Raw genomic sequence first — 26,433 nt, 5'->3', positions numbered from 1 at the left:
GGTGTCATTACAGGCGCTGAAAGCCTTTGAGTCGGCTGCCCGCCGGGGTAGTTTCAAGTTGGCGGCAGAAGAACTTTCGCTGACGCCGACAGCCATCTCACACCATATTGGCAACCTGGAAAACCGATTGAATGTGAGCCTGTTTCATCGGCAAGGAAGACGGATATCCTTGACGGGAACGGGTATCCGATTAGCCAAAGCGACCTCGGAAGGGTTTCGGAAAATCGACAGCGCTTTGGAAGAGGTGGTGAAGGCAGGCAATACAGTCAGGGTGACGACGACATCATCCTTGGCAGCGATGGTGCTGATCCCTTCCCAGCACGATTTCGAACAAGCCAACCCCGAGATTTCTGTGGAAATATCGACCGGCGAGTCGGTCGACAGCCAATCCTACATCATTCCCATTCGATTCGGGGATGTCTCAGTTGCTGAGCCTTCTGATGTCATTCGATTTGAGTCATTCAATGTATTTGGTGCCTATGGAATGACGCCTCCCTCCTGGGAAAATGCCCCTTTAACCCTTTTTACCACGGAGTGGAAAAACCAAGCGTTACCGGCCCCTCCCCTCGCCGATTGGTTAGAAAAAAATGGACTGCAGGGGGCAAATATCCAACTCAAAACGTTTGATCAGGAGCTTTTCGGGATCCAACAGGCTATGGCAGGCAACGGGCTGGTGTTCTGCTCTACAACGCTCGTCGAACGGCTGTTGAAGGCCAACGTTCTGCAGCACTTCGACACGCAATCGGTAACATCAGATTTGTGCTATTACGTTCCAGGTAGGGATAGCTTCGAAACGAGGAGTGCGGCCAAATTCCTGAATTGGATCGAAGATATCCTGAACCAGTAATACATACAGTCATTTTCATTTTTCATGGACATCAGCCCAATAAAAACCGGAGAACGCCAATGACCGCCTACGTGATCGGCAACATCACCGTAAAAGACCCCGAGAAATGGGCAGAATACCGCAGCCTTGTTCCGGAAACGCTGGTTCCCTGGGATGGGGAGCTGGTGCTTCGGGGTACACGGGCAAAGGTGCTGAGTGGGCAATACCGGCACACCGATACGGTGGTTATCCGCTTTCCCAATGCGGATTCCGCCACCGATTGGCACAATTCCCCTGCCTATCAGGCATTGGTGCCGTTACGCACCCAGGCAGCGGATGTGGATCTGGTGACTTTCGAGGCCGATTAATAACTACTGCCACCACCAGCACCCTGGCGCCTATACTGGACAGCAAACCAACAGAGAAGCGCCATGGAAAACAATTCAACAAGCCTGAGCATGACCGTCCTGATGACGCCGGACAAAGCCAATTTCTCTGGCAATGTGCACGGCGGCACCCTGCTGAAGTACCTGGATGAAGTCGCCTATGCCTGCGCCAGCCGTTACGCCGGGACGTATGTCGTTACTCTGTCCGTCGACCAGGTGATGTTCCTCCAACCCATCCAAATTGGCGAGCTGGTCACCTTTCTGGCCAGCGTGAACTACACCGGCCGTACCTCCATGGAGATCGGCATCAAGGTGGTTACCGAGAACATCCGCGACAAGTTGGTTCGCCATAGCAACAGCTGCTTTTTTACCATGGTGGCGGTTGATGACAACGGTAAAGCCGTCGCCGTGCCGCAGCTGGTTCCACGTACCGATGATCAGATCCGGCGATTTGCCAACGGTAAGGAGCGCCGCGCCATTCGTGCCGAACTGGAGGAACGCTACAGGGAGCTGCATAAAAAATGAGTCCGGCGCAAATAACTGAAGCAGATCTATTTTTTCGAATTTGAACGTGACTTGGTCGCAGTAGATTTACTCGCTCTCGCAATGATCATTTGCTAACGTGCAAAGCGTCCAGGAGGACGTGATCTCTCAGTAAACAAAAGGAATTGGATCATGGATCACAGTGACCGTGAGTATGTCTCCGCTGCCATCAACTTTTTCTGGGGCGATGGCACGGCCTCACCTGAATCCGTCAATGAACGATCCGCTGAGGTCGTCTATACCGCAGTAACCGAGTCGCAATCGTGCTCAGCTTCCATGGACCTGGTTCCCAGACCGAGCGGCGGCAAGCCAGGAATCTCCTATATCGTGAAACAAGTGGCTGGCATCGGTAAAAACATCGCTTCCGGTAACAGTCAGACTTATTACATTTGCAAGCTGCAAGTCAGCCAGAATTTCCGCTCTGAAATCCACATGGCACTAAAGGGAATTTGAGATGTTCAAGATTGGATTGATCGCTGTTGCTTTAAGTTTGTCCGTTGCTGTTCATGCCGGTAACCGAATCGAGCTTTTGTACTCGGACTTGAGATTCAGCATTCCGGCAGGTTTCGCCGCTGTTGGCGATATTGGCGACAGCCAGAACATGTTGATCTTCCGATACGGCGACGAGCTAGGTAAACGATTCCTGGCATTCGCAGACATGACCCACGATGAAACGTTGGAATACGGCTGCCCAGCGGCCACTTTCTTCGAGGCTGTTTTCTTTGAGACAGCTGCAGCCGATTGTGACCAGACGTTGATCGGGGCCGTGCACGAGAATTTTGTCAGCGGCAGAGATGTCGCCACCTGGACGCAGGATTCCTATTCACTCGCCTACTCCGACCACGGGAACAAAGCCTTCCTCTTTGTGATCGGCAAAGATGCAAAGCTGCTAAAGATTGACTCCGATTTTCTTGATGGCGAATCCCTCAAGCGCATCGCTGAAGACATTTAATTCCAGCAACAAATAAATCAAGGAAGATTATGAGACTATCCCCCCTCCCCCTCGTCGTTCTCTGCCTGTTTATGGGCTTCACCTTCTGGGTGATGGCCGGCGCCGAGCAATCGCTCCTCGCATTCGGCGCCCAGTTGATGTCGAGCCCCGATACCGCACAGGTTGTTATCGATCTCTACATTCTCGCGGTATTGGCTTGCATCTGGATGTACCAGGATGCCAAACGTCGAGGCAAAGGATTGGGTTACCTGGTTCCGTTTTTCGTTCTGACAGCAGTGTTTGTCTCCGCAGGGCCCTTGCTGTATCTGGTTCTTCGAGGTGGGCGCGAGACTGAAGCCGGTAGGCTTTAACCGTTCGCATCAGCCAAATCAGCGTCGGCCATCTTTGAGCACCCGAGCTACAATGCTAACGTTGAGTGGTTTCAGTCAGCCAGACTTCGGAGGGCCCCATGGCAGGCGGATGGTCTCGTGATGGTGCGGTTCAGGAACAGATCGACGCAAGCGTTGAGGATGAAATCCAGCGCGCACGCAGCCAGTTGGCCAAAGGCGAAAGTGCCGAGGAATGTGATGAGTGCGGAGCACCAATTCCAGAGGCCCGGCGCAAGGCCATTCCCGGTGTTCGTTTGTGCATTGACTGCCAGTCGGCCCATGAAAAGGAGCGCAGCCAGTCTGGCGGCATCAATCGCAGAGGCAGCAAGGACAGCCAGCTGCGATAGAGACGGCCCACAAAGTAGCCTGGGCGGCGGTTAAAGAGGAATATCGCAAGGAGGGCGACAGGTGGGTCAAAGGCAAATCCCAAGAATGAATCGCCATAGCACACCCTCCCGGACTAGCGTTTGAATATGGACATTTCAATCGAACCGGGGCGGGCTGATCATCTTGATGGCATTCACGCTCTGGTCCTCGAATGGGGTTACACAGCCAGCAGGCTCCGAACGAAAGCATGGCTCGAGGCAATCGCTAACTCTCCCGACCATCAGCTTTTCGTCGCCCTTTCCGGGGGTTCGGTCGTTGGATGGATAGCAGTGGAAAAGCGCCTGTTCCTCAGCGAGCTGTTTGTCGCGGAAATTACAGGCCTGGTTGTAGGCTCCCGCGCACGGAGGGCTGGTATCGGCCAGCTATTGGTCCAGTCTGCTGAAGACTGGTCCAGCTCTATGGGACTCCCGCGGGTGGTGGTACGCTCTAATGTAACGCGCCTTGAGTCTCATGGCTTTTATCCGGCGGTTGGTTATACGCAATCCAAAACAACGCATGTCTACACCAAAGACCTCAAGCAGCCCGGATCGGAGCCCTGAACGCCCCGGCCTGAAAAACGGCGCTCTCCCAGCAAAGGAAACTGCATGAAAATCTATGGCGATACCCAATCCGGGAACTGCTACAAGGTTCAGCTCGTTTGCCAACTGCTGAACATCGACCACCAGTGGATTGATGTCGACATTCTGGCGGGCGACACAAAATCCGATGATTTTTTGAAAAAGAACCCGAATGGCAAGATTCCTCTGCTGGAGCTGGATAGTGGCGAGACGCTGTCAGAGTCCAACGCCATCATCAACTACCTCGCGTTCGGCTCTGATCTGTACCCGAATGACCGCCTCGCTCAGGCCCGCGTTCTGCAATGGCAGTTCTTCGAACAATACAGCCATGAGCCGTTTATCGCCGTTGCGCGCTTCATCAACAAGTACCTGGGACTGCCGGCAGACAAAGCCGACGAGTATGCCGCCAAGCAAACCGGCGGGCACAAGGCCTTGCAGGTGATGGAGCAACAACTGGCAGAGACGCCATTCCTGGCGGGTGAGAAGGTCACTACTGCAGATATCTCACTCTATGCATACACCCACGTCGCGGATGAGGGTGGTTTTGAGCTGGAAGCCTACCCTGCGATTCGCGCATGGCTGGATCGGGTTGCGGCATTACCGAATTTCAGGCCTATGGTTTAGAAGTGCGCGGTAATTACTCTCCTATCCCCATGTAAATCGTAAAGACTGGTTCACAAAGCGTCATAAATACGGCTTTTTATCGGTACAAAGGAAAATCCCCGTGCCTGAACTGAAAACCATCGGTCTGTTTCTCGTTACCGCGCTGGCTGAAATCGTTGGCTGCTACCTACCCTATCTCTGGCTTCGCGAGGGAAAGAGCATCTGGCTTCTCGTACCCGGGGCCCTGAGCCTGGCGGCATTTGCCTGGTTACTTTCCCTGCATCCTACTGCCGCCGGTCGGGTTTATGCGGCCTACGGCGGTGTGTATATCTTTATGGCCATTCTCTGGCTTTGGGCTATTGATGGTATCCGGCCAACCGTTTGGGATCTGGTGGGATCCGGCGTAGCCCTGCTCGGCATGGCGATCATCATTTTTGCGCCTAGAGGCGCATAAATCTGCATCGCGTACCCGATAATCACCACAGATCTGATTAAGCCGTGACCTCCTCTCGGCGCGCTGACGTACAGTAGTCATATGATCGACGTTCCACTTACCAAAACGAAGACGCTAGCGCCTCCTTACACTATGCAACGCTTTTCATATTGGCTTTTCGCACTGCTGCTCCTGGTGACCCCGCCAAGCCACTCAGAGACGGCCGACTGGCAAACAGAGGTGTCCAGAGAGGCTGCAAACCTTGAGCGACTTCACTCCTTGATTGTTGTCCATGAGGGCCAGGAAGTTCTGGCATTGGATTTGAAAAGTGCCGGGCTCGACACGCCAACCAACATCAAATCTCTTTCAAAGACAGTACTCGCCGCGCTGGTGGGTATCGGCATCGAAAAAGGTGTGTTCGAGGGAACCAATCAACCGGTTATTGAAACGCTCGGTGACCGCGTACCCGCCTCCGCCACCAAGGGCGTGGACCGGATAACTCTGGCGCACCTGCTGTCTTTGCAGGCCGGGTTGCAGCGGACATCTGGCCGTTACTATGGCACCTGGGTGAACAGCGATAACTGGGTTCACCATGTGCTCACCCGGCCGTTCGTGGATGAGCCGGGCGGTCGCATGCTCTACTCCACCGGCAGCAGCCACCTGCTCTCGGCGGCGCTCACTGAAAGCGCCGGGCGCAGCACGCTCGACCTGGCGCGGGAATGGTTGGGCGAGCCACTGAATATAACCATTCCTGCCTGGGACCGGGATCCCCAGGGGATCTATTTTGGTGGCAATAATATGGCTCTTTCGCCAAGGGACCTGGCAAAAATCGGCGAGCTTTATCGCAATGAAGGCCGCCTTGGTGATCGGCGCCTGTTTCCGGAAAACTGGGTGCGGGAGTCCTGGATTGAACGCGGAAGGTCCGCCTACACAGATGATCCCTATGGCTATGGCTGGTTCCAGCAGCCGCTCGCCGGCGAAATGGGGTATTACGGGCGTGGGTACGGAGGCCAGGTACTGTATGTGATGCCCGCTCGCAAACTGACCGTGGTGATGACCTCTGACCCTACCCCTCCCTCGCCGGGTTCAGCCTTTTTGCGCCGCCAGTTCCAGTTAATTGAGGAGCACATAATTCCTGCCGTGGAAAACTGAAGCGGCCGTCACGCATAAGTTTCCTCAACTATACTCACTGGTGGCGAACACCAAGGAGGAAACGAAATGAACAGGATCGCAATTACACTGTTTTCAGCTCTGTTGATCGCGCCAGTAGCAGCGATTGCAGAGAGCATGAAGTCTGAGGCGCCGGCCAACGCTGGCGTGTATTTCGTGCAACCAACTGACGGCGCAACCGTAAACGAAACCTTCAAAGTCGTCTTTGGTCTGCGGAACATGGGCGTAGCACCTGCTGGCGTGGAAAAAGCAGGCACCGGACACCACCACCTGCTGATCGATACCGACGTACCGTCCGATCTGAGCAAATCCCTCCCGGCAACGGATCAAATCAGACACTTTGGTGGCGGGCAAACCGAAACCGAGATCACGCTATCACCGGGTAAACACACGCTGCAGCTTTTGGTCGGTGATCACATGCATGTGCCGCACAACCCGCCAGTGGTTTCCGAGAAGATCACAGTAATGGTGGAGTAACGTTCTACCCTGAACGGAATGGCCAGTGCAGAGTTGCATTTCAGTCAATCCCCTGGGCGTTCGATCATGGTACTGTGAGCGCAAATAATCCGAACGAATCCAGGGGATAGCTGATGCGAAAGAACATTCTGATTACCGGTGCCAGCACCGGTCTCGGGGAAGGCATGGCTCGCGAATGGGCGGCCAAAGGCTGTAATCTGGCGCTCTGTGCGCGCCGGGCAGACAAGCTGGAAGCTCTCCAGCGGGAATTGCAGCAGGCTCATCCGGATATCCGGGTACTCGTCCGAGGCCTTGATGTCTGCGATTACGATCAGGTGTTCGAAGTGTTCCGGGGCTTCCGGGATGAGCTCGGTAGTCTTGATCGGGTGGTGGTTAATGCAGGTATTGGCAGCTCACAGCCCATCGGCCGTGGGCATTTCGCTGCCAACCGCCACACCGCCGAGACCAACTTCATCGCTGCTATTGCCCAGAGTGAGGCAGCCATGGAGATCTTCCGCGAGCAGAACAGCGGTCACCTGGTGTTAATGTCGTCTGTCAGTGGTGTTCGCGGCTTCCGTGGTCCACTGAACGTATACGCTGCCACCAAGGCCGCCGTAGCCTCTTTGGCGGAAGGTCTGCAGCTCGATACCAAGGGTAAGCCGATCAACGTCAGCAACATTATGCCCGGCTACATTCTCACGGATATTAACCGGGACACTAAAAGCGCGCCCTTCCGTGTGGATCTGGAAACCGGTGTAAAGGCCCTGGTGAAAGCCATCGAATCGGAGAAGCGCCGGGCCTACGTGCCCTGGTGGCCATGGACGCCGCTAAGCTATGTATTAAAAGCCCTGCCTTTTGAAGTCTTCTCCAGAGCCATGTGATCAATCGACAAGGTGAATGGACATGTCCGCTTTCAATCCTGCTTATGTCCTTGTGCTACTCGCTTTAAGCTGCCCGAACGCGTGGGGGAGCACCCACGGCTCTGCCCCGCTGAGCGCAGAGGAATCGGACCCTCAAGCACTACAGTGGATGACCGGTTTCCCGCCGCCCGACGACAAGCTGATCGCCCACCCCCAAAGCAATTACTTCAGCTTCCCTAAACTCCGCTGGACTGTCTGTCATATCCGGGAACTGCTGCCGACCACTAGGATCAGCCGCGGCATCGGTGCACCCGATCCACTGCCGTACGCACTGGATAATGGGATCAACGACATTTCGTTCATGCCGATGGGTAGCGACACCCAAATGAACTGGCGCGAGTCTTTGGCTGCGAACTACACCGACGGGTTGCTGATTCTTCACAAAGGCAAGATCGTATACGAATATTACAACGGCTGCCTGAGCGAGACCGGCAAACACGCTGCTATGTCGATGACCAAGTCCCTGACCGGCCTACTGGCTGAAGTTCTGGTGGCCGAAGGCAAACTGGACGATGAAGCAACTGTGGACAGCCTTGTGCCTGAGCTGAAAAACAGTGCTTTTGGTAGTGCCACCGTGCGGCAAGTTATGGATATGACCACCGCGCTGGATTACAGCGAAGACTACGCCGATCCTGAGGCTGACATCTGGCAATACTCTGCGGCAGCCAGCCCCTTGCCAAAGCCTTCTGATTACAGTGGACCGGAGGGTTATTTCGAGTACCTGCAAACCGTTGAGCAAAACGGCGACCACGGCGATGCGTTCGGCTATCGGACTGTCAATTCTGATGCCCTCGGTTGGATAATCGCCCGGGTAAGCGGTAAGAGCGTGGCGAATCTACTTTCTGAACGTCTCTGGAACCCCCTTGGCACCGAACAGGATGCCTACATGACGATCGATGCCAAAGGCACGCCTTTCGCGGGTGGTGGACTGAGCGCAGGGCTCAGGGATCTTGGCAGGATAGGCCTGTTGATGCTGAACAAAGGCAAGTACAAGAATCGGCAACTGTTCCCTGAATCTGTGGTGAATGCAATCCAGGCCGGCGGCGACAAAAAGGCCTTTGCCAAGGCTGGCTACACCACCCTTCCCGGCGGAAGCTATCGCAGCATGTGGTGGATCTTCAACAACGCCAATGGCGCTTATGCCGCTCGAGGCGTTCACGGGCAAACCATCTACATTGACCCCACCGCCAACATGGTTCTGGTACGCTTCGCATCGTTTCCCAATGCCAGTAACAGCAAGATCGACCCAACCTCTCTGCCACTATATCAAGCCGTCGCAGACTACCTAATGAACAGGGATTGAGGAACGCTTGACCACAATGGAATACGCTCAATGATCAAATCCTTTGCCCTGGCAGCGTTGATTGCTGTTCTGCTGGGGTTCCTTGGCTTTCAATACTACATCACCTCCGTGCCGGATCTGGCAGAGCCCATTACCGTGGAGGAAACCCGATTCATCGAGCAGGACCAATCCCTCCTGTTAACGCTACGGGGTGGCGAGGGCCGCCAGTTTACCGTAGGCCTGCGCGGAGACATCGCCAACGATCCGGAACAAACCGCCTTGTTCTTTATCAGCAATCCAGATCTGGTGCCCTATGTGTACTGGCCGGGTCTTCGGAGCAACGACGAAAAACGGGTACTGGAGCTGCTGGAAGATATGGTTGAAAAACAAAAGCAGGAGGAAGCGGTCAGGCAGATTTATGAGGTGCTGAAGAACCGGAACTGAAGCCGCCGGATTCTGGGCGGGCTGGAAAAATGGCTGGGGAAGCGGGTCCAAGAACTCCCCCAGCCAGCACCACGGTTGTGGCGACTTTCTAGCGCACTTTTGAGAGGAACTTCTGGGTGAGCGGGTTCTGCGGATCGGTTATTACCTGCCTGGCTTCCCCGATCTCTGCAATAACGCCTTCATGGAAATACGCGACGCGATCAGAAACATCCCGTGCGAAGCCCATTTCATGGGTCACGCAGATCATGGTCATCCCCTCTTCCGCCAACAGGCGCAGTGTGTCCAGAACCTCGCCGACCAGCTCCGGATCGAGCGCAGAGGTTACCTCATCAAGCAGCATATAATCGGGCTTCATGGCCAGGGCACGGGCAATGGCCAGGCGCTGCTGCTGGCCGCCGGACATTTTCGTGGGATAGACGTCGAACTTGTCACCCAGGCCAACGTGCTCCAGCTCTTTCTTGGCGATCTCGATCGCCTCTTCCTTGCTCATTTTCTTGACGATTCTGGGAGCCAGGGCCGCATTCTCCAGCACCGTCATGTGAGGAAAGGAGTTCCATTGCTGAAAGACCATACCCAGTTTCTGGCGCAACTTGTCCTTGTTGGTCTCCTTGGCATGCACATCCACATCATCAACGAGGATTTTGCCCCTGTTGATAGGCTCAATAGCATTGATGCAGTACAGAAGGGTTGACTTGCCACTACCGGAGCCCCCGATAACGCTCACGACCTCGCCTTTTTTGACATCAAGGCTGACGCCTTTCAGAACTTCAAGATCGCCAAAGGATTTATGGACATTCTGTACGCTGATCATATTGCCATTTTCCTCTCAACATACCGGCCGTAGTGGGACAGCGGGTAGGAAATAATGAAGTAAAAGATACCAACACCGATCAGGATCTCGAGCGGTTGCTGGGTTCTTGAGATAAGCTGTTCAGACGTTCGCAGCAATTCCATGTACCCGATCACCGAGACCAGGGCCGAGTCCTTGATCACGCTGAGCGAGACACCCAGCCAGGACGGGAACACGGCGCGCAAACCAATCGGTAACCGGACATGGTAGATGGTTTGCCACTTGGTCATACCGAGTGAGCGCGCAGCTGTCTGCATCGAGGGGCTCACACTCTCAAAGCCACTGCGAAATACCTCGCTCATGAAGGCCATGGTGTACAGCGAGAGCACGATGGAGCCCGCGACAAACGGTGCCAATGGGTTCCCCATCGCACCGACAAAGGTGGAGAACAGAATAAGCTGGATGATCAGGGGAACACTTCTCAGCACGTCGAGCACGCTACCGAAAAGGATGTTGACGGCCTTGTTGCTCTCGGCACGGAGAAAGCCGACGATCAACCCCAGAAGAGTGCCCACCACAATGGCGACAACGGAGATGATGATGGTATTCCAGACGCCGGTCAGGATTAGACCGCTATCGCTCCAGGACAGGGGTGTGAATAAGGAATTCATCAGATTTCCCCCTTGAAGAGTCTACGCGCAAGCAGTGATGATCCGAACAACACGAGTTTGGTGATGACGAAGTACATCACGGCCGCCACAATGAAGAACTCCAGCGTTCTGAACGACAGTGACTGCAAACGCTGAGTCGTTCCAGAAAGCTCGCTCATACCCACGAGAATGCCCAGAGAGCTCATCAGGATGGACCAGACAAACTGGTTGGTCATCGGGTGGTAAATGCGTCTGAGCATCTGCGGCAAGATGATGTATCGATAAGTCTGGATGCTGGTCATGCCCAGGGATTTGGAGGCGCTGTACTGGGTGCTCGGAATCGACTGAAAACCACCCCGAAATGTCTCCGTCAGGTAGCCCGCATTAATGAAGACCAGTGCGCTCAGTACCGCCACATAGGGGCTGAGGTGGATACCAAATGCTCCAAGGCCAAAATAGGCCATGTAGATCTGGAACAGGGCCGGCGTATTCCGGGCGATCTCGACCCAGACCGTAGCAACCTGGCTGAAGAACTTTGTGTTATTCATTTTGGCGATCGCCAACAGTATTGCGATCACAACGCCCAAAAGCATCGCCAGAACGGATACGTGCAGGGTAACGAAGGCACCGTTCAGCAGCTGGGGCATGTTCTGGAACACAACGTTCCAGTGAAATTCGTAGTCCATACCTTGGCCATTTTATGAATGGTAGGAAACTCGACCAGAGCCCGGTGAGAAGGGCCTTGATCAGAATTTTAGGTCAGGACACGCGAGGGTGAGTGCCCGACCCGGGAACCAATGCAATGACGGCCGCCTGTTTGGCGGCCGTCGGTTCGGCGCTTACTTGTTGTCCCGGAGGGACTTGATCAGATCGGCCGGCGCATCGGTACCGAAGTGCTTGTTGTAAGCTTCGTTCATGTTGCCGTCCCGAATCTGGCGTACCAGGAACAGGTTCAGGTAGTTGATCCAGGCAACCTCATCACGCTTGGCGATGATGCCCACAACGTCGTCGTAGTTGGGAACGTAGGGGCCCGCTTCAAAGTCTGCGAACTCTTCGCTACGCAGTTTGGTCGCGATGTTGGTGTTGGTAGAGATGATTGCGTCGACCTTGCCCTGGTAAAGACCCAGGTACGCATCGTTCTCGGATTTGAAGGAGGTGTAGTTGTCCTTGCCCCAGCCCTGTTGCTCGGCATACGCGAGGTATTCGGTTTCGTAGGTGGTGCCGAGTGCCGCACCGACTTTCAGGTTCTTCAGGTCGTCGAAGGATTCAATGTTCTTGTCCTCGTTGGCGATAACCTGGAATTTGAAGACGAAGTACGGGTAGGTGAAGCCAACGGTCTTGGCGCGCTCCAGTGTATCGGAGGTAGAACCGATAACCACATCAGTCTTGCCGGACACCAGGGAGGGAATCCGCTCGCCCCAGGTCAGGTTGAGAACATTGACGTCTACGCCGAGCGCCTCGCCCAGGTCGTTACAGTAATCGACGTCGAAGCCTGCAGGCTCGTTGTTCTCGTCAAAATATCCCATTGGTGGGAAATCCAGAACCACGCCACAGTTCAAAGTGCCACGTTGAATCACGGTGTCCAGCTGATCGGCTGTCGCGCTTACGGAGGTTACCGCAGCACAAGCGAATACAAGCGGTGCTAGTTTGCGAATCATAGTTATTCTCTCTTTTTCTTTCGTGGGCGAAAAGTGTGTGTCCGTTATGCCTACACAATAGGAGTTATGTGCAAAAAGCATACGTAAAAATACTACCGTAGATTATTTAGTGAAAATTTTTGAAATTTGCCATTTGGTAGGCAATTTTCCTTAATTTCCTCAATATAACCGGATTTTTTGAGCCTGCAACTCGTGATAGCGGCCAAAAAACGAACAAACAGTCATTTTTCATATTCTTAGGTCTATGATTTAACTGATGTTTACACCTCCTTAATCAAAAAGACGAATTTATTACGATAGCAGGCCATTTTAACGGTCTCTGAGCAACACCGCGGGGTTTAACCGCATTGCCCTGAGCGTGGGCAGGAGTCCACCCAGCAGCGCCAGCGAACTGACACCTCCGGCAACCAGTGTCCCAATCCACCATAAATCGCCTGCCGGCAGCTTCAGGGCCAGGTCAGCTACAGGTAAAGCAATTAGCGCACCAAGCGCTGTCGCGAAAACCGTTGCCAGAAAGGTCAGCAAACCGGTTTCCAGCAGCATGGATTGGCGGATCGCTCCGTGACGGGCGCCAAGGCAGTGCAACAGGTTGGCCTCGTAAAGCTGCCGCCTGCGGCTGACACTGACCACGCTGGAAAGCACAAGCAGGCTGGCGAGAAGACTGACCGATGCCACAGCCGCCAGGCCCGCGGCTGCCTTGTTCAGCAGATCGCCTGCGGTTTCCAGCCAGTCAGCGGTGCGCAGCGTGATTACATTGGGGATGGTCTGTGCCAGCCATTGCTGGGATTCCCTGGCCGCCTCATCGCTTTGGTAGACCGCACCAACGTAAAGGCTGATCAAGTCGTCCAGTGCGCCTTGCTGCAATATGCCCTCGAACCAGAATCGGGTCTGCAGCCCTTTTTGCCGGTAAATTGCACGGATTTCGACGTCGATGCTCTTATCCTGTGCAGTAAAGGTGAGCTGGTCGCCCACCCCCAGTCCAAGCTGGTAAGCCTCCCGATCCTCCATGGCCATGTAAGCGGGCTCCCCCTCGGGGGCCGGCGATTCCCACCAGTTGCCCTCCACCAGTTCCAGTGCTTCGGGGTTTCCCGAGAGATAACTCAGTTTGTATTCATCTCCCATGGCTTCTCGCCGAGCTTCGGCGTTATCGGCGAGAACCTCCGCAATCGGCTTCTGGTTAATAGTGTCCAGACGGGATCGGACCATCGGGAGCAACTCGACGCGGCTGGAAGCATCCAACGCTTCCAGGCCGTTTTGCAGCGGTTCCATCTGGTCCGGGAACACTTCATAGAGGATTAGCGCCGGAGACTGTTCCGGTATGGTGGTTTCAAGCGCCCTCAGGAGCGTGGTAACCATCAACGTGCAGGCCACCACAAGCGTCAGTGCGGTACCCAGTGACAGCAGGGTTGCCCGGAGCGGCGAATCCGGCCGGTGCAGATTGGCCAGGGCCAACCGCCGGGCAAACCTGCGGTCGGCAAAACCGCCGTTTTCCAGGGCTTTGGCTCCACGGCGCAACCCCTTGATCAAACCTTCCAGGAGGCCCCAAAGCAGCGTAACCGCCAGCAGGAACAGAAAGCCCAGATGAGGCGATGGGAGCCAGAACAGAGTAGCGCCGATGTAAACGGCCAGCAGCAGATAGCTGGCGATCCGCCAGCTGCGAGGCTCGTTTGGAGCCGCCTCGACCTGTCCCCGGAAAAGCCCGGCCGGCGCAGCAGCCAGGGCTCGAGCGAGTGCCGGCAGTGCAAACACGTAAGCAGTCAGAACAGCGAACAGCCAGCTCAGCAGCAAGGGAACCAACCACAAGGACAACCAACCGACGGCCCCATCGGGCCCCGCCAGAGCAAAGGCATCGCCCGCCAGGCTGATCGCCAGGGCGGAAAGCCCCAGCCCGATACTACCGCCAATAAGCCCTGCAAGGCTGCCCAATACACCAATCTGCAGGAGGTATATGCCGACAAGCGGTTTGCGACGCAGGCCAAGTGTTTGCAAGGTGGCAATTGTGCCCAGCTTTTCATCGAGGTAGGCGTGGATGCTGTTGGCAACGCCGAGGCCACCGATGAATAATGTAGTGAAAGCGATAAGGATGAGTGCTGTGGCAATCTGGTCCAGACGCTCGGAAATCCGTTCGCTGCGCTCGGCAAACGTAGTGATTTCCCATCGCGCATCCGGGAATGCCTGCTCGAATTCCTCAAGCCAGGTGTCGAGATTCTGTTCGGTTTGTACCCGGTATTCGTAATCCACGCGGCTACCCGGGCGAATCAAACCGGTTGCCTCCACGGCCTGCTCGGAAATCATGATCGGCAGACCTCGCCAATTGGCGTTCAGGCTCCGATCCGGTTGCTTCTCGATAAGGCCGCTGATTCGAAAGGTGGCGGCGCCAATCTCAATCTGGTCACCCACCGACTGGCCCAGGCGTTCGGCCAGCAAAGGATCGATGATAGCCCCCCACTGCCCTTCCTTCTGGTCTGTAAGCGCCCCCAGAGATTCATCCGGCGTTAGCTCCAGCTCGCCGTAGAGGGGATAGAGAGCATCCGGAACCAGTATCTCCGCCCGGAAGAAGCCGTCGCCGCCGCTTCCGCTGACGATGGTATCGAATTCCCGAACCAGTGAAATTTTGCCGGTAGCCCGAATCCATTCGAGCGCATCATCGGGCAGCGGCTCGCTGGTATCCAGCTCCACATCGCCACCGAGCAGAGCGCGGGTATCCGCCAGCAAGCTTTGCTCGATCACCCGGTAGAGGCTGGCTGTCGCAGCCACAAGGGTAACGCCGAGAATCAGGCAGGCCAGGAAAATCTTCAATGCAGAGATACGTGACCGCAGGTCGGTGATCGCGAATCGGAGCATCCAGAGCGGGTTTGTGGAGCGTTCAGGAGGCATAAAGACGCCCACCGTCCATCCGGACCCTGTGCTGACAACGCTCGGCAACGCGCTCGTCGTGAGTCACCAGTACCAGCGTGGATTTGCTGTCCTTGTGCAAGTCGAACAGCAGAGAGAGCACTTTCTCACCGGTTTCGTGGTCCAGATTGCCTGTGGGCTCATCCCCCAACAACAGGCTTGGCTGATGAACCAGAGCCCGCGCGATCGCTACCCGTTGCTGCTCGCCGCCAGAGAGCTGCCCCGGGTAGTGCTGCAGCCGATGGCTGAGACCAACTGCCTCCAACATGGCGAGAGCTCGTTCCCGCGGCCTGGCCTCGCCGGCAATCTCAAGCGGCAGACTCACGTTTCCCAGGGCCGTGAGGCCAGGCAGCAGGTGAAAGGACTGGAAAATAATGCCAAGGTGCTCACTTCGCCAGTCGGCCAGAGCATTGGCGTCCATGTCGCCCAGGCGTTGATCGCCGACCAGAATTTCACCACTGGTCGGTCGCTGCAGGCCGGAGAGCAACAAAAGCAGGGACGTTTTCCCGCTACCAGAGGGGCCTGTGATTGCCAGTGTTTCTCCCGGGGGCACCATGAGGGAGGCATTTTTGAGTACAGCAACCTTGCCGGACTCTGTGGGGTACTCGAGAAAAATGTCGGTCATTTCAACACTGGTGGACACTGGCGCTCCTCTGGTTTGATGAATTTCCTGCTCTGTTGCGTACTGGTAAATGATCGGCATCCGCATAAAGTTTAGAGTACGAACCCTTTTTAAGAGTGGCGCACTCACGTTTTTTGGCGCCTCCAAGGAAAAACAGGAGTCCTGACCATGACCGGACCGCTCGATGGCATCCGCATTATCGATCTGACAGCCATGATTTCCGGGCCTCTCGCGACCATGATACTGGCGGATCAGGGTGCCGAGGTTATCAAGATCGAGAATCCGGCGGGTGGAGACTTTACTCGCTCCGCGGCCAATCGGCAGGGCGATATGTCGGCGCTGTACCTCAACAACAACCGCAACAAGAAATCAGTGGCACTGAACCTGAAAGAAAAGGCAGGACGCGACGCGCTGCTTCGACTGGTGGCGTCGGCCGATGTCTTTGTGCAGAACTTCCGGCCGGGCGTCATTGAGCGGATGGGACTTGGCGAGGAGAAGCTGCGCAAGGTGGCCCCGAATCTCGTGATGGTATCAATCAGTGGCTTCGGTGATACCGGCCCCTATTCCCAGCGACCGGTTTACGATCCGCTGATCCAGGGCCTCTCCGGATTGGCCACCGTGCAGGCCGGCGCCGATGAATTGCGTCCGCAACTGGTTAGGACCATCCTGCCCGACAAGCTCACCGGTGTAACCGCAGCCCAGGCGATTACCGCGGCTCTGTTCGCCCGGGAACGCACCGGGGAAAGCCAGCATGTCCGGCTGTCCATGCTGGACGCGATCATCGCGTTTCTCTGGAGCTCCGACATGGGCAGCCAGACCTTTGTTCACAGTGAGGTGCCACAGCAGGAGGCTGCGAGCCTTCAGGATCTCATCTATGAGACCACAACCGGCTACATCACCATTGCGGTTCAGAGCGATCGAGAGTGGCAAGCCCTTATTCGTGCTGTGGACCGCCCGGAGTGGGCGGAGGATCCAAGGTTCCTGACTGCCCGGCTGCGCCAGGAGAATATTGATGCGAGGCTGGAGCTGATCCAGTCGGTCATCAAAACCGATACGGCCGAACACTGGCTGGCAAGGCTTGAAGCCGAACAAGTGCCCTGTGCCCCGGTGTTGACCCGCACTCAGGTGCTCGACCATCCCCAGGTGCTGGCCAACGATCTGCTCTCACACTACGACCACCCCCAGGCTGGCCGACTGCGCCAGGCCAGGGCCCCATCGCGATTCTCGGCCGCACCGGAGCAGCACTGGCAGGGAGCTCCGCGCCTCGGCGAGCAAACCGGCGAACTGCTGGCAGAGTGCGGGTATTCCGCCGAAGAAATCCAGTCGATGTGTGATTCTGGCATCGCAGCCGTGCCTGCCAAATAACATTCTGACGTCACAAATCCACTGCAGCCGGACGATCAAATGCCCGTACCCGTGGTTCACCATCCAGACTACAGCTTCCCATTCCCGGCAAAGCACCGATTTCCCATGGAAAAATTCGGGCTCCTTGCCGATTACGCCCGCTCGAGAGGGCTTCTCACTCAAGCCAATAGCTTTCGCCCTGCCCCATGCCGGCAGGCGTGGCTGACCCGTACCCACTGCCCGGATTACCTCGCCCGTTTCGCCGGCGATCAACTCTCGGCGCGGGAGAAACGGCAGATGAATCTGCCCTGGAGCAAGGGCCTCGTCCGACGCACTTTCCTGGCTCCTTCAGGCACGGTTCTGACAGCGCAGTTGGCCCTTCAGCATGGCATTGCCTGTCACCTGGCCGGTGGTACCCATCATGCCCATTACGATTACGCCGCCGGCTTCTGCATCCTCAACGATCTGGCGATCGCCGCCAATGTGCTGTTGCAACAGGAGGGCATTGAACGTGTGCTTATCTTCGATGTGGATGTGCATCAGGGTGATGGTACCGCTGCTTTGTTGGCGAATGAGCCGAATGCCTTTACCTGCTCGATTCACTGTGAGCGCAACTACCCGTTCGAGAAAAAGATGAGCGATCTCGATGTCGCCTTACCGGATGGCCTCGAAGACGGGGCCTATCTTGAGGTTGTCAGCGAAACGCTGCACAAAGCACTGGCGTTATCGCGGCCGGATATCGCGCTCTATGACGCAGGCGTGGATGTATTCAGGGATGACCCCCTCGGCCGGCTAAACATTTCCGAACAGGGAATTTTTGAGCGGGACTTTCAGTTGCTCAGTGAATTGAAACGTCGGGACATTCCGGTAGCGACGGTGATTGGCGGCGGCTACGATGATGACCGGGTGAAACTGGCCAAGCGGCATGGGATTGTTGTGGAAGCCGCCAGCCGGGTGTTTTCAACCAGCTAACAGTGTTACTCGTGTTCAAAGCGGGCTCAGTCCTCATCACTGAAGGCAGACCGATGGAACTCAGCTGCCTCCTCGGCCTCCGGCACGCCGATCTCATGAACTTCCGGCACCTTCCCTCCGGCCAGCACTTCGAGCACGGCGTGCACCCCCTTGGACAGCGAACTCAGGCTGTAGCCACCTTCCAGAACCAGCGCTAACCGTCCCTCACAGTGTTTGTCGGCAATCGCCTGGACAATGCCCGTGATTACTTTGAAGCCATCGTAAGTGAGGTTCAGGGCCATGTCGTTTCTGTGCGGATCAAAGCCGGCAGAGACCAGCACCAGATCCGGCTTGAAGTAATCCGCCGCCGGCATCAGGATCTCCCGGAACACTTTCTCAAAGGCAACGTCGCCAGCCGTCTCCGGCAGTGGCACGTTTATGGTGTAGCCCTCCCCCAGTCCATCACCGATCTCTTCCAGGTGACCGGATCCGGGATAGAATGGCGCCGCGCAGTGGGTATCGAAAAACAGGACATCGGGGTCTGCCCAGAAAATGTCCTGGGTACCGTTGCCATGATGGGCATCCCAATCGATGATCAGAATCTTCTCACAGCCGAGTTTGGCCTGGGCATGGGCCGCAGCAATGGCCACATTATTGAGCAGGCAGAATCCCCGTGCCCGAACCGGTTCCGCATGATGGCCGGGCGGGCGGATCAGGGCAAACGCGCTGTCACACTCCCCTTTCACAACGCTTTCAACGGCGGCAATGGCGTTGCCGGCCGCAGCCGTGGCTGCTTTGATGCTGTCGGGTGACACCGCCGTAGTGTCTTTATCAAGCCACGCCCGTTTCCCGTCCAGTGAGAAGATGTGGTCAAGGTAGGAGGTGGTGTGTACCCGGGCCAGCTGATCGTAGGTTGCGGCAGCCGCACCCGATTTGAATTGAGTACCTGCCACAGGGTTTTCATCCAGATACTCCTTGATGGCGCTGATCCGCCCGGGGTGCTCCGGATAGCTCCATTTGAAATCCAAGCCCTGAAGAATGGATCGCACTCGCTTTTCCACCCGGCTGGGCATGAACGGAAGATCCACCTCGGGGTTATGCCCGAGCATGATCTCATCGTAAAACACATTCACACTGCGATCGCCGATCATGGCCTGTTTCCTTTTCTTATCCTTGTGATTCCGCCAGCGCCTGCTTAACCACCGAGGTGAATGCCGCCGCGCGAACCCCAGTCGGTTTGAAACCCAGCTTGGTCCAGGCAGCCTTGGCTTCCTTGTTTGAAGCAGAGTATTCGAGGATCAGCTCCGAGGCGTGATGCTCCTCCGCGAAATTGACAAGATCCCGCAACAGTGCCTTCAGGATACCAAGCCCCCGGAAGTCCGGCTCTACCCAGATATCATCAATAACGCCGGACTTGAATTCTGCCGCTTCCGACTGCTCCCAGATGCCCTGGCTTCTCCAGATATAAACATAACCCATGCCCACGAGAGCCGAGTTCTTACTTTCCGCCACAAGCAACAGTTTGTTGGGGTCGTCCAGCGAGGAGTGCAACGTTCGCAGAAGCCGTTTACGCTCGCTTTCCTTGAGCTCATGAGGGGGTGCGCCCGAAACATGCAGGGCCAGTTTGGCGAGGAAGCCCACCATCTCGGGCAGATCCTCTTCCCGGGCCTCTCTGATCACAAATCCACGCTTCGCTTGATTTACCGCCACTTGCAACTCCAGTTCGACCTTCGCCAAAAGCATGCCAGCCCAATCCCGGAATGATCTGCATTTTCGGGGCGTATACATTTGCGCTACTCTCCAAAGCGTAGTCGCTGGTTGATCGAGCTACAAAAGCGGCAACCCCTACACGGTTCTTTGACTCATTCCTGCCCGGGGTAAGTTTCGATGAGAAAACTCCTGTTGATTCTGGGGATTTCGGTGATCGTTGCATTGTTGTCGACGGTCACATCCCGGCCCATGCTGATTGAAGAGCGGCTGATCCAGATTCAGGCGGAAAATACTCTCCGGGAATTCCCCCGGATCGAGAAAGAGCCACTGGAAGTTCAGGCAGCCTTGCTGGATATGGCAGACGACGAACTGCTGCTACTGAAGGCCCGGGCAGCGTATTTGCGATACCCGGCGATGACACGCGAAGTATTTCCCCTATATGGTCCCGAACCGGAATTCCGGGATATTCTCCGGCTGTATGGCGAAAACATTCTTCCGCCGATCCACTATTTCCTGAGCAACCCGATTGGCTCGATCGAGCTGATGAACGATCTTGCCACTCAATACCAGGCGACCGTAGAGTTCTTTACCGGGAGCGGAAAAACAGACACCAATGCAGCCCCCCAGCAAAGCACGCCCAGAAAGGAGAAGCTGACTCGGGAAGAGCGCGGGTGGTACGCCGTGCGATTTATCCAGGAAGAAGGACACGACTTCCTGGGTCAGTTTGTTGTGAACGATCAGGGCGAAATCATCTGGGTTCGAACGGAACGGGTGCTGGAGAACATCAATCAGTTTTTCGCCAGTGGCATTCGCAATCTCGAGATTCAGCACCGCACAGGTGACGATATATCCGCCGCCGATATTGGCTGGGCTTCCGTGGATGTGCTGGTTTTTGCCAGCGCCTTGAAAGTACTTCGGGTGGGACGGGCCGTTGCTGTTTCTTCCAGAGGCGCTGCCAGGGGCACCCGGTCCGCCGCACTGGCTGCTCGCCTTAGCACCGGTGGACGCATGTTGATGACGACCGCCCGCTACGCAAAATGGCCCGCCGTGATTGGCGTCGGCTACCTGGTGGTCACACACCCCGGTATCATCAACGACTTCCTGGCAGAGGTAGCGGAAGTGCTGGGCTACCCGGTAAAGCTGGTGCAGTTTCTCGGATGGATTCTGATACTGCTGCCCGCGTTGTACATCGGCAGTTGGGTATTCCGGTTGATTGTACGCCCCGCCCTCGGGTTGCTCGGAACCCTGATTACTGGCCTGTCGCACATTGGCCGGAGAAAATCCCTTAACAGACTGGAGTGATTCAGAGACCGCTATGTCCTTTTCCCGCATCTATGAACAGGCCGTTCTCCAAAAAGGCGGAGAAAGTGAAGTTCGCGCACGGCTGCCCAGAGTGGCTAGCCCTCAAGAACTGGAAGCTCTCGGGGACGATCGATACCTTTCAGAAATCACCCGGTGCATCTTCAAGGCCGGTTTCGTCTGGCGGGTGATCGAAAACAAATGGCCGAAGTTTGAAGAGGCGTTCGAAGGTTTTGTACCGCTTTACTGGCAGCAGGTTCCTCCCGAAGTGCTTGAGCGTTTGGCGGGCGACGAACGCATCGTCAGGAACGCTCAGAAAATTCAGACCGTTCCCGAAAATGCGCGGATGATTGTCGATGCCTCCCGGGAACACGGCAGCTTTGGCAAGTTCCTCGCCGATTGGCCCAGCAGTGACCAGGCCGGCCTGCTGATGTGGCTTAAACGCAACGGAGCGAGGCTCGGTGGCAACAGCGCCCAGTACTTTTTGCGGCGAGTGGGTTGGGACGGCTTTATCCTTTCACGGGATGTTATTGCCGCGCTGCATAGGGAAGAGGTTTTGGATGCCTCACCCACCAGCAAGAAAGGGCTGATGCAGGCGCAGGAAGCGTTTAATCTCTGGCATGAGGAGAGTGGCCTGCCCTACAGCCACCTCTCGAGAATCCTCTCGTTTACTATCGACTGATCTTGTCACGCGATTTCATTACCTCTTGTTTATTTAATGATAATTGTTATCATTCGCATCCGCATTAACAACGGAGGCGTATTTTTGTATGATAGTCATTCGCTCCCGACGCTGCAGCTCTGCAGCACTGGTTTCACTCCTCGGCGCAAGCTCTCTGGCCATGGCGCAATCGCAAACCAACGACGCGACCACACTCGAAGCTCTCGATGTGGTTTCTGATGCGATTACCGCTCCGGACTATATGCCTCTGGAAAAAACGCCGGCCGTTGGAAAACTGAACGTTCCGGTTGAAGAGCAACCCTATTCGGTCTCAATCGTCGATCGCAGCTTCATCGAAGATTTCGGAGCCAAGAACATACAGGATGCCCTGCTCTACACACCGGGGGTCTACGCAGGCAACTTTGGTTTTGACACCCGAATCGATTCTGCAAAAGTTCGTGGTGTTGATGCCGGGCGCTATCTGGATGGTCTGCGTCAGATCTACGGTTCCTACAACACCGTGCGCACCAATGTGTACGCACTCGAGAGCATCGAAGTGCTCAAAGGCCCCTCGTCCATGCTTTATGGACAGAGTGACCTGGGCGGCATCATCAATGGGGTATCCAAGCTCCCGGAAGAGGAACAGGGCGGCGAGATCTGGGCCCAGTACGGCACGTTTAATCGTAAGCAGCTGGCCGTGGATGTAACCGGCCCCGTCAACGAGAGCGGTGATTTGCTGTACCGTTTTATCGCACTGGGACGCGATAGTGACACCCAGGTGGATTATGTGGAAGACGATGGCTACGTGCTCGCCCCTTCCCTGACCTGGCGCGCAACCGATGACACAAGCGTTACCCTGCTCCTCAACCGCCAGGAGAACAAAGGCCAGGTATCCGCTCAGTTCCTGCCACAGGCCGGCACCCTGGAGCCAGGATCGCAAGGGTTTATCGGCTCTGAGCGATTCGTTGGGGAGCCAGGATGGGATCGTTATGATCGGGAGAAGACCGAAGCTACCCTGTTTGTTGATCATCAACTGAATACCAACTGGGCGCTTTCCGCCACTGCTCGCTACAGCCGCTCCAGTACCGAAAACCGCGAACACTGGATAACCATTCCAAGCGTTCCCGACGCCAATGGCGAAGTGCCGCGTACCATTTACACGGCAGATGCTGAAACCCGCATTTTCAACATGGACGCTCGCCTTGAGGGTGATGTTGAGCTGGGCATGACCCGCCATCGTCTGATTATCGGCGCCGACCGCCAGGACGCGCTCTGGAAACAGGACAATTACTTTTACGGTTATGGCCTGGGTGGCACCTTCGATGTATATGATCCACAGTACGGCAACCTGAACGACGGTGCCATCAATCCGACCGACCGGCCGGACAACGAGATTGAGCAAATCGGCCTCTACATTGCCGATCACATCGAGATCGGCAACGTCGTCGTGTCGGCCGGCCTTCGCCACGACTGGGCCGAGAACCGCCGCCTGGCCGTCTCCGGATCAGATACCGTCAGCGACGAGGAGGCCACCACTGGTCGGGCGGGCTTGATGTACCGATTCGAAAACGGGATCTCCCCGTACATCAGCTACGCTGAAGCCTTCAGCATGAACCTCGGTACCGATGGCACCGCCGCGGCCAACACACTGGAACCCACCACCGGCGACCAACAGGAAGCGGGCGTGAAGTACGTGTCCCAGGACCAGTCCCTTGGCATTACTGCAGCCTACTTCGATATTACCCAGGAGAACCGGATCAGCGACGGCAGCACCCCCGGAGGTGTTGAGCAGACCGGCGCGGTGATCGACGGCTGGGAGCTGCAGGTGAACAAGCGGTGGCAGCGTTTCGAAACCCAACTGGCCTACACCGATCTGAATGCCAGGGATGACGCCTCTGGCAACCGGCTCCCCTATGTGGCCGAGCGTCAGGCTTCCTGGTGGAACCAGCTCTACATCGCCAACAACTGGCGGGTCGGTGCCGGGGTGCGCTACGTGGGTGACAACGTTGGCTCAGGAGGCGGGCCCGTCGTTCCTTCCGTTACCCTCTACGACGCCATGATTGGCTACACCTGGCAGAACTGGGACTTCACCGTAGATGCCAAAAACCTGGCCGATGACGAGTACATCACCTGGTGCCGCTCCGAAGGTGCAGACTGCGGATACGGCGAGCGGCGCACTGTGAACGCAAACGCCAAGTATCGTTTCTAACACTTCACCCTGAGGTCTCTGATCGCCGCAACCCGAACATTTCCGCGGCGATCAGCTCTTCTTTTTCTTCTTTTTGGCCTTCTCGTACAACTCGCGCAATGCCTTGGGATTCTTTCCTTTACCCGAGCCGTGAGACTCCAAAATACGTGTCCAGATCGCCTGCTTCTGTTCCGGTGACAGCTGTTTCCACTCTTTCTTCTCCTGACGGGTTCGGCCGCAGGCTTTGCAGATGGCCTTCTTGTTGAACTCGCAGACGTCGATACAGGGTTTCTTGGTGACGGGCTCCATGGATACTGGCTCCCCTCCTTCTTTGAGAAGTGGCTCTACTTAACACTGTAGACATCGACACCTGGATACAAGGCGTGGCATCAGTGGAAAACCGAAACAGGCCCATCTCACCGAAGAAAATCCAGGGACCGACCATTTTCCGATTTGCTCTGAACCTGTTACCGGTGCTTCCTGCAGCCAATATAGAAGCCAGAATACTTCTGCGGGCATCGATATCCGCCCTGGCCATTCCCGGGCCGCTATAGTTACCGTAAGAAATTCATGCAATCACAACAGTCTGGGGCCTTGAGTGTTTCCATCACTGACTACCGGGATCATCGCTTTTGCCATCGCATCCGTCGTTATTGTGACAGCTGGCAGCCGGCTTGCCCGGGTGGCGGATGAGCTGGCCGATCGAACGGGCCTTGGAGAGGCGTTGTTCGGGATCTTTCTGCTGGCTGGAGTAACGTCACTACCGGACTTCGCCGCCACCCTCAGCGCTGCGCTGGATTCAAGGCCGGATCTGGCCATGAGCAATGTCATGGGCAGCATGGCTGCGAACCTGGTGTTTCTGGGCATTGCCGACATCATGTACCGGAAAGCCAACCTGGAGCACGCGGCTGCATCGTCCACCAACCTTATGCTGGCTGCGTTGTTGATCGTTTTGCTCACCTTGCCACTCCTGGCGATTGCCAGCCCACCGGTTTCCATATGGGGCATTCACCCAATCACTCCCGTGATTACGGCAGCGTATCTTTTCGGGCTTCACCTGGTTCGCAAAACAGACAGTAAACCCATGTGGTTTCCCCGACTGACCCGCCAAACCGTTCCCGACAAGCCTGACCATTATCTTCGCGGTGGCCTTGTCCAGGCCTGGGTCAGCTTTATTATTCTGGCCGCAATTACAGGCGTCGCCGGCTGGGTTTTGATGGAGGGGGCCAAGGTAATCAGCGATGAAACGGGCCTGTCCGATACCCTGATTGGCGGCCTGTTTACCGCGCTCGCTACCTCCTCACCCGAGCTGGTCACCACCATTGCTGCCATCCGCAGGAACGCGCTGACCCTGGCGGTAAGCAATATATTCGGCACCAACTGTTTTAATATGCTGGTGATCGCTTCAGCCGATGTGGGCTACCCTGGCGGTTCCATCTATCACGACATTACCCCGATACAGATGACCTGGGGGCTTGTCAGCATACTGATGACAGCCACGTTGTTAATGGGAATGGTCCGGCGCCAACGCTATGGAATTGGCAAGATCGGGTTTGAAAGCGCCCTGATGCTCTCGGTCTATGCAGTGGCGCTGATTATCGTGACAATTAGCGGATAATAAGGAGATTACCCATGAAAACGATTGGCCTTCTCGGCGGCATGAGCTGGGAATCCACCCAAACCTACTACCGACTCCTCAACGAGGGGGTCAAAGGCCGACTGGGCGGGCTGCATTCGGCGAAGCTGGTGCTCTTCAGCGTGGATTTCGCCGAGATCGAAGCGCTTCAACACAAAGGTGATTGGCCCGCTACTGCCGACATTCTTTCCGACGCCGCCTTGTCATTGCAGAGGGCCGGCGCGGATTTCCTGGTGATCGGCACCAACACTATGCACAAGGTTGCTCCTGAAATTGAACAGGCGATCGAGATCCCGTTGCTACACATAGCAGATGCCACAGCTCAGGTGCTGAAGAATGATGGAATCAACCGGGTAGGCCTGCTGGGCACGCGATTTACCATGGAACAGGCGTTCTACAGGGACCGACTGGAGGCCGCCGGTATCGACGTTCTCACGCCGGATGAAATCCAGCGGGACGAGGTGCATCGTGTTATCTACGAGGAGCTTTGCCTGGGAGAGATCAAGCCGGACTCGCGCGACATCTACCTCGATATTGTCAGCTCGCTTTCCGAGCGCGGCGCGCAGGCGGTGATCCTGGGCTGCACCGAGATCGGCTTGCTGATCAAGCAGGCGGATACCGGGGTTCCCCTCTACGACACCACGGAGATTCACGCAGCTCAGGCCGTCGAGCTGGCGTTACATCATCCGTAGAAGACCGACC

General features: G+C 56.1%; 32 protein-coding genes. 23 read left to right on the top strand and 9 right to left on the bottom strand.

All coding sequences use genetic code 11. The features are described from left to right. Position 1 precedes the first annotated feature (1 nt). The 16 genes from ACGK9W_RS04730 (at position 2) to ACGK9W_RS04655 (ending at position 9,327) form a co-directional block, all read left to right on the top strand. Positions 2 to 847 carry a LysR family transcriptional regulator gene (locus ACGK9W_RS04730; RefSeq protein WP_254775482.1) on the top strand — a complete coding sequence of 282 codons (846 nt, stop codon included), beginning with the start codon at positions 2 to 4 and terminating at the stop codon, positions 845 to 847. 59 nt (positions 848 to 906) lie between these two features. Further along, positions 907 to 1,194 (top strand): DUF1330 domain-containing protein, encoded by a 288-nt coding sequence (locus tag ACGK9W_RS04725; RefSeq protein ID WP_053114986.1) that lies wholly within the window; start codon positions 907 to 909, stop codon positions 1,192 to 1,194. A gap of 63 nt (positions 1,195 to 1,257) precedes the next feature. Beyond that, positions 1,258 to 1,737: an acyl-CoA thioesterase gene (locus tag ACGK9W_RS04720; RefSeq protein ID WP_008169502.1), complete on the top strand. Its 480-nt coding sequence runs from the start codon at positions 1,258 to 1,260 to the stop codon at positions 1,735 to 1,737. Positions 1,738 to 1,887: 150 nt separating this feature from the next. Continuing rightward, complete coding sequence (locus ACGK9W_RS04715; RefSeq protein WP_014576852.1) at positions 1,888 to 2,208, top strand: hypothetical protein; 321 nt, start codon at positions 1,888 to 1,890, stop codon at positions 2,206 to 2,208. A 1-nt stretch (position 2,209) separates the two neighbouring features. After that, a complete protein-coding gene (locus ACGK9W_RS04710; RefSeq protein WP_053114985.1) occupies positions 2,210 to 2,707 on the top strand; it encodes a hypothetical protein in 498 nt (165 codons plus the stop codon). Positions 2,708 to 2,736: 29 nt separating this feature from the next. Then, positions 2,737 to 3,057, top strand: a complete 321-nt coding sequence (locus tag ACGK9W_RS04705) for a DUF2834 domain-containing protein (RefSeq protein WP_008169507.1) — start codon at positions 2,737 to 2,739, stop codon at positions 3,055 to 3,057. Positions 3,058 to 3,155: 98 nt separating this feature from the next. Beyond that, positions 3,156 to 3,422, top strand: a complete 267-nt coding sequence (locus tag ACGK9W_RS04700; RefSeq protein WP_008169508.1) for a DksA/TraR family C4-type zinc finger protein — start codon at positions 3,156 to 3,158, stop codon at positions 3,420 to 3,422. After that, positions 3,419 to 3,511 (top strand): ChaB family protein, encoded by a 93-nt coding sequence (locus ACGK9W_RS04695; protein WP_075267801.1) that lies wholly within the window; start codon positions 3,419 to 3,421, stop codon positions 3,509 to 3,511. The genes ACGK9W_RS04700 and ACGK9W_RS04695 overlap by 4 nt, the downstream gene beginning before the upstream one ends. A gap of 37 nt (positions 3,512 to 3,548) precedes the next feature. Next, positions 3,549 to 4,001, top strand: a complete 453-nt coding sequence (locus tag ACGK9W_RS04690; RefSeq protein ID WP_008169509.1) for a GNAT family N-acetyltransferase — start codon at positions 3,549 to 3,551, stop codon at positions 3,999 to 4,001. 45 nt (positions 4,002 to 4,046) lie between these two features. Next, on the top strand, positions 4,047 to 4,643 hold the full coding sequence (locus ACGK9W_RS04685; protein ID WP_008169510.1) for a glutathione S-transferase family protein: 597 nt from the start codon (positions 4,047 to 4,049) through the stop codon (positions 4,641 to 4,643). A 100-nt stretch (positions 4,644 to 4,743) separates the two neighbouring features. Continuing rightward, positions 4,744 to 5,076, top strand: a complete 333-nt coding sequence (locus tag ACGK9W_RS04680) for a YnfA family protein (protein ID WP_288365739.1) — start codon at positions 4,744 to 4,746, stop codon at positions 5,074 to 5,076. Between the two features lie 219 nt (positions 5,077 to 5,295). Then, positions 5,296 to 6,207: a serine hydrolase domain-containing protein gene (locus ACGK9W_RS04675; protein WP_405419291.1), complete on the top strand. Its 912-nt coding sequence runs from the start codon at positions 5,296 to 5,298 to the stop codon at positions 6,205 to 6,207. A gap of 75 nt (positions 6,208 to 6,282) precedes the next feature. Continuing rightward, positions 6,283 to 6,702 (top strand): DUF4399 domain-containing protein, encoded by a 420-nt coding sequence (locus tag ACGK9W_RS04670; protein ID WP_405420962.1) that lies wholly within the window; start codon positions 6,283 to 6,285, stop codon positions 6,700 to 6,702. A 113-nt stretch (positions 6,703 to 6,815) separates the two neighbouring features. Next, the gene (locus ACGK9W_RS04665) at positions 6,816 to 7,562 is read left to right on the top strand and encodes an SDR family oxidoreductase (RefSeq protein ID WP_008169520.1); all 747 of its coding nucleotides are present in this window, start codon (positions 6,816 to 6,818) and stop codon (positions 7,560 to 7,562) included. Positions 7,563 to 7,584: 22 nt separating this feature from the next. Then, positions 7,585 to 8,904 carry a serine hydrolase gene (locus ACGK9W_RS04660; protein ID WP_039881762.1) on the top strand — a complete coding sequence of 440 codons (1,320 nt, stop codon included), beginning with the start codon at positions 7,585 to 7,587 and terminating at the stop codon, positions 8,902 to 8,904. 30 nt (positions 8,905 to 8,934) lie between these two features. After that, positions 8,935 to 9,327: a hypothetical protein gene (locus tag ACGK9W_RS04655; protein WP_008169524.1), complete on the top strand. Its 393-nt coding sequence runs from the start codon at positions 8,935 to 8,937 to the stop codon at positions 9,325 to 9,327. An 88-nt stretch (positions 9,328 to 9,415) separates the two neighbouring features. Here the strand turns inward: ACGK9W_RS04655 and ACGK9W_RS04650 are convergent, their stop codons facing one another. From ACGK9W_RS04650 to ACGK9W_RS04625, 6 genes are all read right to left on the bottom strand, one after another. Beyond that, positions 9,416 to 10,138: an amino acid ABC transporter ATP-binding protein gene (locus ACGK9W_RS04650; protein ID WP_008169527.1), complete on the bottom strand. Its 723-nt coding sequence runs from the start codon at positions 10,136 to 10,138 to the stop codon at positions 9,416 to 9,418. Continuing rightward, on the bottom strand, positions 10,135 to 10,788 hold the full coding sequence (locus ACGK9W_RS04645) for an amino acid ABC transporter permease (RefSeq protein WP_273083696.1): 654 nt from the start codon (positions 10,786 to 10,788) through the stop codon (positions 10,135 to 10,137). The genes ACGK9W_RS04650 and ACGK9W_RS04645 overlap by 4 nt, the downstream gene beginning before the upstream one ends. Beyond that, entirely contained in the window at positions 10,788 to 11,453 is a 666-nt protein-coding gene (locus ACGK9W_RS04640; protein WP_008169533.1) for an amino acid ABC transporter permease, read from the bottom strand. Before ACGK9W_RS04640 ends, ACGK9W_RS04645 begins: the two co-directional genes overlap by 1 nt. Before the next feature lie 153 nt (positions 11,454 to 11,606). Continuing rightward, complete coding sequence (locus ACGK9W_RS04635) at positions 11,607 to 12,425, bottom strand: transporter substrate-binding domain-containing protein (RefSeq protein WP_008169535.1); 819 nt, start codon at positions 12,423 to 12,425, stop codon at positions 11,607 to 11,609. 309 nt (positions 12,426 to 12,734) lie between these two features. Further along, positions 12,735 to 15,302, bottom strand: a complete 2,568-nt coding sequence (locus tag ACGK9W_RS04630; protein ID WP_053114981.1) for an ABC transporter permease — start codon at positions 15,300 to 15,302, stop codon at positions 12,735 to 12,737. Next, entirely contained in the window at positions 15,292 to 15,945 is a 654-nt protein-coding gene (locus ACGK9W_RS04625; protein WP_206076561.1) for an ABC transporter ATP-binding protein, read from the bottom strand. Before ACGK9W_RS04625 ends, ACGK9W_RS04630 begins: the two co-directional genes overlap by 11 nt. 165 nt (positions 15,946 to 16,110) lie before the next feature. Between ACGK9W_RS04625 and ACGK9W_RS04620 the strand changes: the two genes are divergently transcribed. Both ACGK9W_RS04620 and ACGK9W_RS04615 read left to right on the top strand, forming a co-directional pair. Next, positions 16,111 to 17,307, top strand: a complete 1,197-nt coding sequence (locus ACGK9W_RS04620) for a CoA transferase (protein WP_273083692.1) — start codon at positions 16,111 to 16,113, stop codon at positions 17,305 to 17,307. Positions 17,308 to 17,346: 39 nt separating this feature from the next. Then, the gene (locus tag ACGK9W_RS04615) at positions 17,347 to 18,258 is read left to right on the top strand and encodes a histone deacetylase (protein WP_405419284.1); all 912 of its coding nucleotides are present in this window, start codon (positions 17,347 to 17,349) and stop codon (positions 18,256 to 18,258) included. A gap of 26 nt (positions 18,259 to 18,284) precedes the next feature. Here ACGK9W_RS04615 and ACGK9W_RS04610 read toward each other — a convergent pair whose 3' ends face one another. Further along, positions 18,285 to 19,388 carry a histone deacetylase gene (locus ACGK9W_RS04610; protein ID WP_405419281.1) on the bottom strand — a complete coding sequence of 368 codons (1,104 nt, stop codon included), beginning with the start codon at positions 19,386 to 19,388 and terminating at the stop codon, positions 18,285 to 18,287. Positions 19,389 to 19,404: 16 nt separating this feature from the next. Continuing rightward, positions 19,405 to 19,947, bottom strand: a complete 543-nt coding sequence (locus tag ACGK9W_RS04605; RefSeq protein WP_405419279.1) for a GNAT family N-acetyltransferase — start codon at positions 19,945 to 19,947, stop codon at positions 19,405 to 19,407. 177 nt (positions 19,948 to 20,124) lie between these two features. On the opposite strand from ACGK9W_RS04605, the gene ACGK9W_RS04600 reads away from it, so the two are divergent. The 3 genes from ACGK9W_RS04600 to ACGK9W_RS04590 all read left to right on the top strand — a co-directional run bounded on the left by ACGK9W_RS04600 (position 20,125) and on the right by ACGK9W_RS04590 (position 24,116). Beyond that, positions 20,125 to 21,249 carry a hypothetical protein gene (locus ACGK9W_RS04600; RefSeq protein ID WP_405419276.1) on the top strand — a complete coding sequence of 375 codons (1,125 nt, stop codon included), beginning with the start codon at positions 20,125 to 20,127 and terminating at the stop codon, positions 21,247 to 21,249. 13 nt (positions 21,250 to 21,262) lie between these two features. Then, positions 21,263 to 21,928 (top strand): DNA-3-methyladenine glycosylase I, encoded by a 666-nt coding sequence (locus tag ACGK9W_RS04595; protein WP_405419273.1) that lies wholly within the window; start codon positions 21,263 to 21,265, stop codon positions 21,926 to 21,928. A gap of 88 nt (positions 21,929 to 22,016) precedes the next feature. Continuing rightward, positions 22,017 to 24,116 (top strand): TonB-dependent siderophore receptor, encoded by a 2,100-nt coding sequence (locus ACGK9W_RS04590; RefSeq protein ID WP_405419270.1) that lies wholly within the window; start codon positions 22,017 to 22,019, stop codon positions 24,114 to 24,116. A gap of 51 nt (positions 24,117 to 24,167) precedes the next feature. On the opposite strand, the gene ACGK9W_RS04585 is transcribed toward ACGK9W_RS04590, so the two are convergent. Beyond that, complete coding sequence (locus ACGK9W_RS04585; protein ID WP_230706904.1) at positions 24,168 to 24,404, bottom strand: DUF1289 domain-containing protein; 237 nt, start codon at positions 24,402 to 24,404, stop codon at positions 24,168 to 24,170. A 289-nt stretch (positions 24,405 to 24,693) separates the two neighbouring features. Between ACGK9W_RS04585 and ACGK9W_RS04580 the strand changes: the two genes are divergently transcribed. Continuing rightward, positions 24,694 to 25,713, top strand: a complete 1,020-nt coding sequence (locus ACGK9W_RS04580; RefSeq protein ID WP_273083684.1) for a sodium:calcium antiporter — start codon at positions 24,694 to 24,696, stop codon at positions 25,711 to 25,713. 14 nt (positions 25,714 to 25,727) lie between these two features. Then, a complete protein-coding gene (locus tag ACGK9W_RS04575) occupies positions 25,728 to 26,423 on the top strand; it encodes an aspartate/glutamate racemase family protein (protein WP_008171988.1) in 696 nt (231 codons plus the stop codon). Positions 26,424 to 26,433: the final 10 nt, after the last annotated feature.

It is taken from the genome of Marinobacter flavimaris, from assembly GCF_045057155.1.
GTDB lineage: Bacteria > Pseudomonadota > Gammaproteobacteria > Pseudomonadales > Oleiphilaceae > Marinobacter > Marinobacter manganoxydans.
The sequence above is the reverse complement of the archived record's forward strand: the minus strand, read 5'-3'. Positions and strand labels throughout refer to the sequence as shown.